At 26.4% G+C, this 14,797-nt stretch carries 11 protein-coding genes; all 11 read left to right on the top strand.

What is annotated here, in order from left to right; genetic code table 4:
• The first annotated feature begins 7 nt into the window (after positions 1-7).
• A complete protein-coding gene (gene thrS, locus EXC66_RS00955; RefSeq protein WP_006886482.1) occupies positions 8-1,750 on the top strand; it encodes a threonine--tRNA ligase in 1,743 nt (580 codons plus the stop codon).
• Positions 1,743-2,138, top strand: a complete 396-nt coding sequence (locus tag EXC66_RS00960; RefSeq protein WP_006886481.1) for an MAG3450 family membrane protein — start codon at positions 1,743-1,745, stop codon at positions 2,136-2,138. The genes thrS and EXC66_RS00960 overlap by 8 nt, the downstream gene beginning before the upstream one ends.
• A 1-nt stretch (position 2,139) precedes the next feature.
• Complete coding sequence (locus EXC66_RS00965) at positions 2,140-3,867, top strand: ABC transporter ATP-binding protein (RefSeq protein WP_006886479.1); 1,728 nt, start codon at positions 2,140-2,142, stop codon at positions 3,865-3,867.
• Between the two features lie 43 nt (positions 3,868-3,910).
• Positions 3,911-5,794 (top strand): ABC transporter ATP-binding protein, encoded by a 1,884-nt coding sequence (locus tag EXC66_RS00970; RefSeq protein WP_129622314.1) that lies wholly within the window; start codon positions 3,911-3,913, stop codon positions 5,792-5,794.
• Positions 5,795-6,011: 217 nt separating this feature from the next.
• Positions 6,012-7,193 carry an IS30 family transposase gene (locus EXC66_RS00975; protein ID WP_129622316.1) on the top strand — a complete coding sequence of 394 codons (1,182 nt, stop codon included), beginning with the start codon at positions 6,012-6,014 and terminating at the stop codon, positions 7,191-7,193.
• Positions 7,194-7,421: 228 nt separating this feature from the next.
• A complete protein-coding gene (locus tag EXC66_RS00980; RefSeq protein WP_006886256.1) occupies positions 7,422-11,108 on the top strand; it encodes a rhoptry family protein in 3,687 nt (1,228 codons plus the stop codon).
• Positions 11,109-11,175: 67 nt separating this feature from the next.
• Entirely contained in the window at positions 11,176-11,856 is a 681-nt protein-coding gene (locus tag EXC66_RS00985; protein ID WP_006886257.1) for a 16S rRNA (uracil(1498)-N(3))-methyltransferase, read from the top strand.
• The gene (locus EXC66_RS00990) at positions 11,849-12,184 is read left to right on the top strand and encodes a hypothetical protein (RefSeq protein WP_006886258.1); all 336 of its coding nucleotides are present in this window, start codon (positions 11,849-11,851) and stop codon (positions 12,182-12,184) included. Before EXC66_RS00985 ends, EXC66_RS00990 begins: the two co-directional genes overlap by 8 nt.
• Positions 12,185-12,193: 9 nt before the next feature.
• Positions 12,194-12,820 carry a uracil phosphoribosyltransferase gene (gene upp, locus EXC66_RS00995; protein ID WP_006886259.1) on the top strand — a complete coding sequence of 209 codons (627 nt, stop codon included), beginning with the start codon at positions 12,194-12,196 and terminating at the stop codon, positions 12,818-12,820.
• Positions 12,820-13,947, top strand: coding sequence for a bifunctional phosphopantothenoylcysteine decarboxylase/phosphopantothenate--cysteine ligase CoaBC (gene coaBC / locus EXC66_RS01000; protein ID WP_006886260.1), 1,128 nt, complete (start codon positions 12,820-12,822; stop codon positions 13,945-13,947). The genes upp and coaBC overlap by 1 nt, the downstream gene beginning before the upstream one ends.
• Entirely contained in the window at positions 13,934-14,740 is an 807-nt protein-coding gene (locus tag EXC66_RS01005; protein ID WP_006886261.1) for a type III pantothenate kinase, read from the top strand. The genes coaBC and EXC66_RS01005 overlap by 14 nt, the downstream gene beginning before the upstream one ends.
• Positions 14,741-14,797: the final 57 nt, after the last annotated feature.

The raw sequence follows: 14,797 nt of genomic DNA on the forward strand, positions 1-14,797 counted from the left end.
GGTTAAAATGAAAGCGAATAAACAATTAAATCACACAACAAGTCACTTACTTGGTGCAGCTGTTGAAAAATTATATCCAAATGTTAAACTTGGTTTTGGTCCTGCTACTGATGAGGGATTTTACTATGATTTTGAATTCGAAAATCCAATTAGTGATACAGAATTAAACAAAATTGAAAAATTGATGAAAAAACTAGCTTCAAGAAATTTAGTTATGAAGCAAGTTACAATCAATGAATATAATTTTGAAAATAAACCATATAAAAAAGAACTTTATGATGAACTTAAAAATAAAGGTGCAGATATTACTTTTTATGCACTAGTTGATCCGCTTAGTAACGAAACTGTATTTGTGGACTTGTGTGCTGGAAATCACGTTGAGGATACTAAAAAAATCAAACATTTTAAACTTCTTTCTTTAGCCGGTGCATATTGAAGGGGAAATTCAGATAATATTCAATTAACAAGAATTTATGGAACTTCTTGAGAAACTTCTCAAGAATTAGAAGAATATTTAGAAATTCTTAAAGATAGAAAAGAAAGAGATCACAGAAAAATAGGTAAAGAATTAAAACTTTTTGCATTCAACCGCCTTTCCGGACAAGGCCTTCCTATTTGACTTGAAGATGGAATGTATATTCACAATGAAATAAGAAACTTAATTCTCAAAATGGACCGTAAATACGGCTTTACAGAAGTGTTAACTCCACACTTTGGTGAGGAAGAACTTTATAGACGTTCAGGACATTTAGCACACTATAAAGATGATATGTTTAGTGCTATGGTAGTAGAAAATGAAAGACTTATTCCTCGTCCTATGACTTGTCCACATCACATTATTTGTTACAACATGGAAAAACGTTCATACCGTGATTTACCAATTAGATATAGCGAACAGTCTCAATTATATCGTTATGAAAAATCAGGTGCTTTAACAGGTCTTGAACGTGTTAGAGGAATGCTTTTAACTGAAGGTCACCTATTTTTAAGAAAAGATCAAATTAAAGAAGAGTTTAAATTAATGTATTCGCAAATTAAAGAAACTCTTGAACTTTTCAAACTTCAAATTAGTTATATTTCACTTAGCTTAAGAGATAAAAATAATAAAGAAAAATACTATGATGATGATAATATGTGAAATACTTCAGAAAATCAACTTCGTGAAGTGTTAAACGAACTTGGTGTTGAATATGAAGAAAAAATCGGTGAAGCGGCATTTTACGGACCAAAGATGGATATTCAGATCTTTACAGCTTTAGGACATGAAGTTACAATTTCTACATTACAATTAGACTTTTTATTACCTGAAAAATTTGATTTAAGTTTTATTAATAAAAATAATGAAAATGAAAGACCTGTAATGTTGCACCGTGGACTTATTGGTACTTACGAGAGATTTGTTGCTACAATGCTTGAACAAACAAAGGGTAATTTACCATTTTGACTTGCCCCAAAACAAATCACTATACTTCCAGTAAATGAAAAAATTAATTTGGATTATGCTAGAGAAATTAGAGATTTATTATTTAATTTAGATTTTAGAGTAAAAATTGATGATCGCGAAGAAAGAATCTCAAAGAAAATGAGAGAAGCACAAATGTCTAAATCTAAATTCCAATTAATCTTAGGTGATGATGAACAAAATAATAGAACCATTTCTTATAGAGAATATGGTAAAACAGAAACTAAAACTGTTTCAATTGATGAATTTGTTTTGTTAATAAGTAAATTAAAAGCAAATTATGAATAAAACAACAGAAAAAATAAAACAAATAAACCAATATATTTTTATAACAATTTGCATATTTTTGCCCGCGATAACCTTTTGAATTATCGGAACTGATGACTTTAAACTAAGAATTTTTTCACAAAAATGACTTTGAATAATTATTTCTATAACAATAATATTTGATTTAATTATCTGAGTTGTTTTACTAAGATTAAATCTAGTTAAAAGTAATAGCTTTGGAATTATAGGTTCATTGTTGGCAGCTTTTTTCTTTATTTTAGGTTTTAACGAACTTAAAAATATTTGAAGAGTTGTTATGTTAATACCAGTTATTGTTCTTTCATTATTGAGTTTCTATGTTTCAGACATCATCGAGGACTATTTAACCGTTAAAAAAACAAGGAGGTAAAATGACACTAACTAAAATCGCACGAAGAACTTGACTTGAGTCAAGTATTTCAATTATTTTTGTGGTTATAGAAGTTGGTTTTCAAATTTTAATACCAACTTTGATGGCTAATTTAATTGACAAAGGTATTAGTGCACAAAATCAAAGTGAAATTTACAAATGAAGTGCTTTAATATTTCTTTTTGCAATATTATCACTGATTTGTGGAGTTATTTCTGGAGTATTCTCTTCAAAAGCTTCAGGTATTCTAGCTAGAGATTTAAGATATGAATTATTTAATAAAATTCAAAATTTTTCATTTAGTAATATTGATAAATTTAACACAGGTAGTTTAATTGTTAGATTAACTAATGATATTACCAACATCAGAATGGCTTTTATGAACATGATTAGATCACTATTTAGAGCCCCAATTATGCTAGTAGGAGCGATCATATTAGGTTTTCTAACTAGCGGTAAATTAGCATGAATTTTACTAATTTCACTTGTGATTATGAGTATAGTTTTTACTACTATTTTCGCTATTGTTTATCCTAAATTTAAGAAATCGCTTGCTATAATGGATGAATTTAATAGTAAAGTTCAAGAAAATCTAAGTGCAATTAAAACTATCAAATCTTTTAATAAAGAAGAATATGAACTTACCAATTTTGAAAGATTTACTATTAAACTTAGAAATATTTTAATGAAAAATGACAAAACCATCGCTTGAGGTCAATTCACCTTTTTAGGTTTAATTTTCTTATCATCTTTAATTATTTCCTATCTAACTGCTCAAAATATTGTAGAAACTAAAGGTAATGGTGATATCACTATTGGTATTCTAACTTCATTTATTTCATATTTATGACAAGTTATGATGTCATTGATGATGATGGTAATGGTTGCCGGTTCAATTATTTTTGCTAAAGCTGGTGCAGTTCGTGTTGCTGAAGTTCTTAATGAAGAAACTACAATTAAAAATAGTGACAAAGCAATAAAAGAGATGAATAATTTTGATATTAAATATGACCATGTATTCCTTAAATATCATCAAGGTGATGATAATTACACATTAAAAGACATTAATATCGAAATTAAACAAGGACAAACAATTGGAATAGTTGGTTCAACCGGGTCAGGAAAATCATCATTAATTCAACTTCTTCCGCGTCTTTATGATATTTCAGAAGGTAAATTAACCATCGGAGATGTTGATGTTAAGGACTATGATCTAGAGTTTCTGAGAGACAATGTTTCGATGGTATTGCAAAAAAATGTTCTTTTTAGTGGAACTCTTAGAGAAAATATGCAATGAGGTGATCCAAATGTTACTGATGAAGAGATCAATGAAGCCCTTAGAAATTCTAGTGCTTATGATTTTGTTTATTCTAAAGAAGAAGGACTTAATCAACAAGTATCACAAAAAGGTAATAATTATTCAGGCGGACAAAAACAACGTCTTTGTATAGCTAGAGCATTAATTAAAAAACCAAAAATTTTAATAATGGATGATTCAACAAGTGCTGTTGATACAAAAACTGATAGACAAATTCGTCTTGCTCTTAAAAATAATTTACCTAATACAACAAAAATTATTATTGCTCATAGAATTAGTTCTATAGAAACTGCTGATAAAATTATTGTTATGAAAGAAGGGGAAGTAAACGGTTTTGGAACTCATCAAGAGTTACTTAATAGTAATGAATTCTACTCTGGATTATACAACTCACAAAAAGGAGGTGAATAATGCATAATAAAAAAGTGCATATAAAACACCTATCCAAAAAGGAATGTTTAAGGCGTTGTTAAAATATGTTTTTAAAACAAATAAAATTAGATACCCGCTTGCAATCATTCTAAATTTATTTTCATCATTAACAATGATTCTTGCACAGATGTTTATTGGAGTTATTGTAATTGGTAAATTTTTAGAACCATGACTAAAAGATACATCTGTGCAATTTGATTGAAAAACATTTAATCTTTATATAATTGCATACATTTTAATTTTAATATTTACTCTTGTATCGATGATTTTATCACAAAGACTTATGGCCAATATTACTCACAATACCTTAAAAAGTCTAAGAAATGAACTTTATAAATCTATCCAAAAGAAACCAGTTAAATTCTTCGATACAACTAAAGATGGTGAGGTGATGGGTTACTTTATTAATGATATTGAATTAATTAAAACAATGATCCAATCTATTCCCGATATTGTTCAAGCTATTTTTACCGTTATAGTTTCATTTACATTTATGGCAATTTTAAGTTGATTATTAGCTATTGTATTAGTGATTCTGGTTATATTTATTATGGTGGTTATGCAAATTATTGTTAGACTTTCAAGTAAATATTTTGTTAGAACCCAAACTAGTTTGGGTAATACTAATGCATATATAAATGAAATGATTGATGGCTTAAGAGTTTTTAAGGTATTCAATCATGAACAAAAATCGCTTGAGAAATTTAATGAATTAAATCAAGATTTATATAATAATGACAGAATAAGCAAAAGCTTAAGTAATATTTTAATGCCTGTAGCTATAAATATGGGAAATATTAATTATGCTATTTTAGGATTAATCGGATCAATTTTAATTATTAATACAACTTCTTTAGCATCATATGGCTTAGCCTTAAGTGTTGGTGTATTAATCTCATTTCTACAACTAGCTCGTAGCTTTACTCATCCAATTAGTTCAATTTCACAAAATATAGGTTCAATTTTAATGGCATTGAGTGGATTTCAAAGAGTTAAAAATGCCCTTGATCTACCTGAAGAAATTGATGAAGGTAATGTAGTTAGCGTATATGCTTATAAAGACAATAACAATAATATTATCGAAGTTGATCAAAAACTAAATGATAGTGAGATAAATGTTAAAAAATTCTGAAAAATTAATAATAATGGGACAATTTCTTATATTCCTTGTTCAACTAAAGGTATAGTTCTTGAAAATGTAAACTTTGGATATAATGAATCTAAAGAAATTCTTAAAAATATTAATTTAACTGTTAAGCCAGGGCAAAAAATTGCTATTGTTGGTCCTACAGGAGCTGGAAAAACCACTATAACTAATTTATTAAATCGTTTTTATGATATCACTTCAGGAAATATTTATATCGATGGAATCAACATAAGAGAAATTAGCAAAAAAGACTTAAGAGAAAAAATAGGGGTTGTCCTTCAAGATACATATCTTTTTAGTGACACAGTTAAAAATAATATCTCTTATGGAAATCCAAATGCAACTCTTGAAGATGTTATTCGAGCAGCTAAAGTTTCAAATGCAGACTCATTCATTAACTTAATGAGCAAAGGTTATGATACTTTTCTTGAGAGTGCTGGAGCCAATCTTTCCCAAGGTCAAAGACAACTTCTTAGTATCGCTAGAGTAGCTTGTTATAATCCTGATATTTTAATTCTTGATGAAGCCACAAGTAATATCGATACACAAACTGAAAAAGAAATTCAAAAAGCTCTAAGTAACTTAATGGACAATAAAACCAGTTTTATTATCGCACATAGATTAAGTACTGTTAGAAATGCTGATTTAATACTTGTGCTCAAAGATGGTGAAATTAATGAACTTGGAACTCATGAAGAATTAATCAAAAATAAAGGTCTATATTACGCATTATACACCGGAAACCTTGAATTATCTTAAACAACACATATATGTTGTTTTTTTATTTGATTTTTTGCAATAGTAAAAATTAATTTTTAGACGTTGTTGAATTATTTAAATAACTTTATGGAATATATGAAATTAATATTTGAAATTTTCGTAAAATAGAAAAGTCATGCGACCATTATCGCATGACTGTTTTTATTTATTGGGTCTTTTAGTAAAATAATAGTGCAAAAATAAGAAAGGACCCAATATGATTATAGCAAATATTAAAAAATCTTTAGAAGAAGTTGTATGCATAAAAACTAAACAAAAACATCTTCCTAACAATCATTATTTGATAAAGAATTCTGACGAAGAAATTAGGCTATTGCATTCAAAAATCATAAAAACGAGATTATTAAAAGAAAACCAAATGAGTATTCTTCATTTCAATGAATGTTTAAGATTAATTAAAGAAAATAAGACTATTTCTCAAGTTTCGAAAATTGTAAGATTTCAACCAAAAACTATTAGAAGGCTGTTGAAAATTTCTACAACAAATCAGGGTGATTTTGTTAAGAAATTTAAAAAAGTTTGTCCTAATTGTGACAATTATATTAACTATGTTAACTATTTAGATTTTAATTTATTAGCTGAACATTTAATATTTTATAAATCAAAAAGAACTAGACTTCATTCCAAAACTATTCAAGATAAATGAAAAAGTTTTGTCAAATTTTGAAATAATGAAGTTAAATACTTTAGGGAAAATCGCTTTAGTAAGGATTTTACAAAAAGAGCTATAAAAGTTTCTGCTAAGGCACTTGTTAATAAATTTAAAAAACATTATCCTAATAGTCCTTGTCCCACTACAAGTACTGTATATAAGTGTTTAAAGTCAAATGAGTTTTCCTTATCTATAGATATTTTGCAGTTTCTTTCAGTAGGAAAATACCGAAAGAGAGTTATTAAAACTCAAAAAAGTTCACTTAAAAATGCAATCCCAATTCATCAAAGACCTGAGGAAGCTAACAACAGAACTACTGAATGACATTATGAACTTGACACAGTTATTGGTAAGCGCGAAGATAAATATTGCTTAGTTACTGTTTTAGATAGAAAATCTAGAAAACTTTATTCAGTTAAATCCTTAAAGACTTCACTAGCAGTAAAAAACTCACTGATCAAAATTATTAAAAATAATGCATTGCAAGTCAAAACTTTGACAATAGACAATGGCTCCGAGAACGTGTTGTTACACGAAGTTATTAATCAAAATAATTTATACAAATGCGATGCATATTGTTCATATAAAAAAGGTTCAATCGAAAATATTCATAGACATATCAGAAGATATATTGCTAAAGGAATTTCGATGGACAAATTTTCGGATGAACAAATCCAAATAATGATCAATAGAATTAACGAATATTTATTACTTATCTCAAAATAATATCGAAAAAAATTTAAAATCGGTCATGACCGATTCTTTTGGTGTGCTTTTTTATATAAAAAAGCAATATAATTATAAATATTGAAGCACTATCGTACTTCAAGCTCTTTAAATAAAAATAATGGTCGCATGACTTTTCCACTTTATATATTTGAAATTTTCATGTTTTTTTTTTTTTTTTGATAAAAATATAATTTAAATATCACACTTAATTAAAAGAAGATCAAAATGAAAAAGAAACACAAGAAAATACTTATATCATTAATTGCTTTAGGTGCTGTTGGTGCTACAGCGCTAGGTGCTACTTTGGTGGGTTGCACAGTTTCAAGTAGCAATACAAATTCAGAATATAAAAAGAAACTTTATGAATTAATCAACAAAACTAAGAGTGAATTAGCATTTTTAACTGATGACAAAAGAGAAGAGGTAGTTAAATTTATTGAATTAGTAAGTCAATTTCAGAATGAATTATCAAATAAATCAATTAATTTCAAAGACAAATATAATGAATTATCCAAATTATATGCTGAATTTAATTTAAGCATAATTGAACAAGAAAAGACAAACTTAACAAACTTAATTGATAAAACTAAAAAACTTTTAGAATCAGAATTTGCAGATGAAAAATATTCTGATATTGTTAATCAAATCAAATCTTTATTAGATAAAAATTCAATTAAACCTGAAGATAATTTCACCTCATATGTACCATTAATTCAGTCTCAAAACGAGATTCTTAAAGCTATTGAAAAAGCCAACAGTTACAAAAATCAACTTATTGAAAACGAAAAGAACAACCAAGATAAAGTTGCTCAAGAACTAGAAAATAAACAAAATGCTTTAATTGATAAAGTAAATAAAATTAAAAAACAATATCTTAAAAATTATCCAAGTTTAAATGACTTTAAACTAAATTCAACATTAAGTCCATTGAATGATTTAGCAAATAAGATCTTAGATTCAGCTAAAGATATGGAAGTAGAACAAATTAATGAGAATACAACTAAATTAAATGATTTACTAAAGAAAACATTGAATGAATTAAATACATATAATGAAGATAAAGAAAAATCATTAAAAAATTATCAAAATAATTTATCAGCTCTTAATGAATTAAAGAACACATTAGTTGCAAATAATTCATATGAAATTTTAGATAAGGTTAATACTTATTTAAGCACTCTACCCACTGAAGAACAATTATCTAATTTTTCAAAAGAACAATTAGATGAAAAAGCTGAACAAATTTCGATTGTTGTAGAAAATGTTGTATCAAGTATAAATGAAGTGAAATTAAAACAACAATATCTAAAAAGTCTTTATGATAAAGTTATTGCAAATGAATTAGAAAAATACAATGACTATCCAGAAATAAAAGAAGAATTCAAAAAATCATTAGATAAAAGTATTGATAACTATCAAAATGTTATGGATATGAATGAATTAAATAACAGAATCCAATCGATTAAAGATGCAAATACTAAAGCTAAAAGCGATTTAGAAAAAGCACATAATGCTGCTTTACATGAAGCTAAAGTAGAACAATTAAAAAACTTAATTGAATTTATAAAAGAAAATCAATTAAAAGATTATGAAACAATTAAAGAATCAGAGATCAAAAATATATTATCTGAACTTAATGATGCTACAACTGATGCTGAAAATAACATTTCTAATCTTAATGATCATGAAATTGATGAAAAAATAAATCTATTAAATAATATTATTGATAAAACCAACACTAGTATTACAAATTATAATAATCAAAAAGATGAAGCTATAAAACAACTTAATGAAGATATAAAAAATGCTACAACTCTTTTAGATTCACTAGCAGATCAAAACTTAGATAAATTTAAACAAGAACTTTCTAAAATTATTGATGATGCTAATAGTTTAGACACAAATGTTGCTACTCTTGCTGACATAAATAATTTAAGCTCAAAATTAAATGACAAAAGTACTAAAATTACTGCAATAGCAAATCTTTATGAAGAAATTAAAAAAGCTAAACAAGAAGTTTCGAATGCATTAGAAAATAAAACAGAATATCAAACTATTCAAGATAATTTTGATAACATCGTAAATAATCTTTTAGAAAATATTAATCTTGATCAAAAACAAGAATTGTTCGATCAAAATATAACTCAATTGCTTGAACAATTAAATAAAGCTAAAGATAATGCCTTAATTGATAAATATAGAACCGATATTAATGCTGAAGTTTCGTATTGAAATGAAAATGAACGTCTAAATAATGATTTTACTTATATTGAATCAACAGATTTAGCTAGTGACATTAAAACTTCGTTTGATAATGCTTCAAATAACCAAGATTATTCATTAGAACAAATTAAGGAATCATTTGATACTATGAACTCAAAAGTTCTTGAAGGTTATAAAGATATTCTAAATAAACTTGTTACTAAAGTTGAAGCAGAAAATTATAATTATGATTTATATCCCGAACTTAAAACTAAACTTGATGAAGCAAAAGCTTTATCAACAAGCACTAATTCTCGTGAACTTCAAGCTAAATTTACTGAATTAAAAGATGAATATGAAAAAGTTAAAACTACTGAACGTGCTAGACTTAGTTCATTAGAAAAGTTAAAGAATAAAATTGCTGAATCACAAACTTTTGACGCTAATACAAAAGATAATGCAAGATTTTCTCAAATCAAAACTGATATTAAAACTGCAATAAATTTAGCTAATGAAGGAACCATTGAAAATTTAAGTCAAGCAGAGATTGAAAAAAGATTAACTGTACTTACTCAAGCACTTGAAACAGCTACAAATGCTAAAGCCGTTGAAGAACAAGCTGCTGAAACAAACAAAACAACTTACGAATCAATAATTAAGCAAATTAAAGCCGAAGAAATAAAAATAATGTATGAACCTCTTTATGCAAATATTAAAACTACTATGCGTAGCAACACTGATTCAATAGTTAACGAAAACACACCTAAAATTGATGATTTACACTCAAGCACAATTGCCGAATTAAATACTAAATTATCAAAAATTTTAGAGGATTCTAAACAAGCTGAAGCTAATAAATATAAAGAAATTAAAGATCGGTTAACAGAATTATCAACTCAATTTGATACTAAATATACTGCTTTTTCAACTTTAGTTCAAGGTGATCAATGATTTGCTAACAAAAAATATAGTGATGATTTCAAAAATAAAGCTAGAACTTATGCTACAAAAATGAAAGTAAAAGCAGATAAATATAAAGAGTATTTAACTTCTAAAAATGCTGACATTTTCTCTATGTTTGGATATTCAAGAAGTTATGAATTCTTATTAAAATTCATGGAATGATTCGAAAATGTTGCAGCAGTTAGCACACAAGATGAGTTTATTACTGATAATTCTAAGGCTGAATTGCTAAACGAAATGATAAACTTACATTACAATAGTGACACAACATCTGCGTATAGACAAAGTGTTCTATTTACTGGAGCTAGCGGGTCAGAAAATTATAAAAATACGTTTAATACGAATATTTATTCAGAACATGGATATCAAAAAGAGATATATAAAGATTACATAAACAAGCAAGGACAGAATTTAGATGTTAGAGATGCCAAAAATGAGGAATTATGAAATAAAAATGGTCTAATACCTCTTATTTGAAATACACAACAATGAATGGATTACCTATTTTCACCTAGTTTCTTAGCTTCAGTTGATGCCTCAAACCCAATGTTTAGAAGCAATCTTTACAACAATGTTTTTGTTAAGGCAGAAAACGATGATACTGTAATCGGAAACAATGCTAGACCTCATGTTGTAATGAGACGATGATTCTCAGCAAAATACTTAGTAGAATTACAAAGTAAATTTATATCTAATAAAAAAACCTATCCAGAGATTAATTTTACTGCTGATAGATTATTGGATTAATAAACGCAAAGTTGACATTAATTAGTCAACTTTTTTAATCAGATTCAAATTAAGTTATAATTATCCTATGAATAGATTTTTTGCTATAAGTAAAAATAATCAAGAACTATTTTTTGATGATAAAACTATCAAACATTTTAAGGTTCTTAGATTAGAAAATAAAGAAATTGTTGCTGTCTATGATAAAAGATTTTATTTGTGTACATTAAAAAATAATGTTGCTTTAATAAAAGATGAAATACATGAAAATCATGAGTTCAATTTTAAAGTTAAGTTAGGTATATCTTTAATTAAACTTGAACGCTTTGAATGGTTAATAGAAAAAGCGGTCGAATTAGGTGCAACTGAAATAATTCCTTTTGTGTCGCAACATACCATCAGTGAAATTGCTAAGTTTAAGTTTAATAAGAAAATAGAACGTTTTAATGAAATTATGTTTAATGCAGCCCAACAGTCATATAGAAATATTAATATTGAATTAAGTCAACTAAGAACTTTTGAAGATATTTTAAATGAAGAGGCTGAAATTAAAATCATTGCTCATGAAAAAAATAATAATGAATTTATTAATCAAAAAATTAATAAAGATGTTTTATTTTTGGTTGGTCCCGAAGGTGGTTTTAGTGAAGAAGAGATTAATAAAGCAACCCAAAAAGGATTTTCATCAGTAAGTTTAGGAAAGCGAATTCTGCGTGCCGAGACAGCAGCGATTTATTTATTAAGTCAAGTTGAGGTAAGTAATGATTAAAAAAAATGATAAGTTAATTAGTTATTCTCAATTTAGAATGTTATTTATCACTATAGTTGAAAAGGAATATAATAAAGTTCAAAGGAAAATTGAGCGTACTAAAATAAGAAAAGCTAAAAATAGAGAGTATTTAAACAGATTAGAAAAATTGATGAATGAATTAAAAACAGGTAAAATTAAAGATCAAGATCTTGAAAAAAACAAGAGAGCATTCGATAAACTTAGAAATGATCATTATTTACATTATTGAGTTATTGGAATTCTTTCAATTGTTGTCATTTTAATATTTATTACTACTTTATTAAATTTTCTTTTTGCAAATAGATAAGGAGAAATTATGTTGAAAGTTTTAGAACACCCTTTAATTAAAATTAAGTTAACAAACATGAGAGATAAAAACGCAAATCACTCACGTTTTAGAAGAAATCTTAATGAGATTGCCATGCTTATGGTTTATGAAATTCTCAGAGATTATAAAACAAAAAGTAAACTTATTACTACACCATTAGAAAAAGAATATAACGGTTTTACATATGATAAAGAAATTGTAATTGTTCCGATTTTGCGTGCAGGGCTAGGAATGGTTGATGGACTTCTTGAATTAGTTCCAGAAGCTAGAGTAGGACATATTGGTCTTTATAGAGATGAAAAAACTTTTCAAGCTAAGGAGTATTACTATAAAATGCCCGAAGTTGCAAAAGATAGTGAAATTTTTGTAGTTGACCCAATGTTAGCGACTGGTGGTAGTGCAGCTGATTCAATTGAGAGATTGCAAAAAGATGGATTTACTAATATTAAATTAGTATGTTTAGTTGGAGTTAGAGAAGGTGTAGAGCACATTGAGAAGAAATTCGGCAAAGATTTTATGATTTATTTAGCTTCTCTTGATGAAAAGTTAAATAAAAATAAATATATTGAACCAGGTCTAGGCGATGCTGGTGACAGAATATTCGGGAGTAAATAGTGAAAATTTTAATTTTGTCAAGTGCCAGTATTGCTCTAAAAAAGACAAATCAATTAATTAAGGTCTTTAGTGAAAATAATCATGAAGTTAAATTTGCCTTAACAGATAATGCTCTAAAGATGAATTTGGTAAAGTTAGATCATAATTACGTTGTTGATGATGATTTTAATAATCTAACAACTAAACATATAGAACTTGCAAAATGAGCTGACAAAATAATAGTGTATCCAGCAACCTTTAATACAATTAATAAATTTGCTAACGGAATAACTGATAATTTTGTTCTATCAATTTTATCTATAGGTTTTTTTAATAAAATTTATGTTTGTCCAGCAATGAATTATAGAATGTTTGATAATCTAATTTTGCAGGAAAATATTAACAAATTAAAAAAATTAGGGGTAAGTTTTATTGGTCCTGAATTTGGTCAACTTTATTGTGGTGAAGAAGGGTATGGAAGAGTTTCTGAACCTTGTGATGTTTTAAATTTTTTTAATAATGAAAACAAGAAGAAACTTTTGATTACAATAGGTTATACAGAAGTTAAACTTGATGATGTTCGTACAGTTTCAGTTCGTTCATCAGGGAAAATGGGATTATCATTAATTAATGAATTAAAGAATACTTTTGATTTGACTGTGATAAATTCTAACTTACCGGAGTTAAATAAATATATTAATAATGATATAAAAATAATTAACGTATCCACAGTAGATGAATATTTCGAAGCTGTTAAAAATAGTATTGAATCACAAGATATTTATTTGTCAGTTGCAGCTGTTAGTGATTTGATTTTTGATAAATTTGATGGAAAAATAAAGAAAGATTCAGAATTTCAATTTACCTATAAAATAGGTGTAGATGTACTTAAGTGAGTTTCGGAAAATTACCCTGATAAAGTGAGAATTGGTTTTGCTTTGGAAAGTCAAAATGTCCTAGAAAATGGACTAAAAAAACTGAAAAATAAAAATCTTAATATGATTATTGTTAATAATAAAGAAACATTAAAATCAAATTTATCTTCAGGTTATATAATCACAAATAATTCTCAAAGAGAATTTAATAATTTATCTAAAACTGAATTGGCAAAGAAAATAGTAAGAGAAATAAAAAATGAAATCAAATAATATATATATGGTTATTGACATTGGTAATACAAATTGTAAAATCAATGTTATGGATTATGAAACAAACGTTATAAATAATACTAAAATCGAGAAACACAATAAATATGATATTGAAACAATCATGAATAATCTAATTGAGCTTATTAAAAAATATAATACCAAGACTATATTGATTGGTTCGGTAGTTCTTAATATTGCAGAAAAAATTATTAAAAAACTAAAAATACAATTTATTGGTATAGATATTTATAACATGGATTCATTAAGAAAATTCATATCTTATGAAATAGATGAAAAATTGCTTAACCAAAAGGGAATAGATTTAATAGGAAATACAGAATTCTTGTTCAATAAATATAGAAATTGTCAACAAAAAGGTATATTTTTATTTGGCACAGCTTCGATTTTTATTTCGTTAAATGATAATAAATATAATGAAATAATAATTACCTTAGGAATAGTTAGAACTATTGTAAATCTTATTAAAGACGCTTCAATTTTGAGAAAAAGATACTATAAATCAATATCAAAAATGTCTAATCAAGAAATAATTGAATTTACTAAAGTTAATATACCAAATGTATATAAAGGAGCATTGGTAAGTGCAAATGGATTTATTAATGAATGTCACAATACATATTTAGACAATAATAATTCATCTAATTATTTAATAAGTGGTGGCGATGCTAACTTGATAGATCCGATGCATCATAAATTTATAGAACAAGAAACTACATCTAAAGGTTATCTATTAATCTTTAAGAATTTCAAAAGAACTGAAGAAATATTTTAGTTTGTAACACACATCACAATTAATTTGTGGTGTTTTTATTTGAGCTTTAAATAAAAA

This window comes from Mycoplasmopsis anatis (assembly GCF_900660655.1).
In the GTDB taxonomy this organism is placed as follows: Bacteria; Bacillota_I; Bacilli_A; order Mycoplasmatales; family Metamycoplasmataceae; genus Mycoplasmopsis; species Mycoplasmopsis anatis.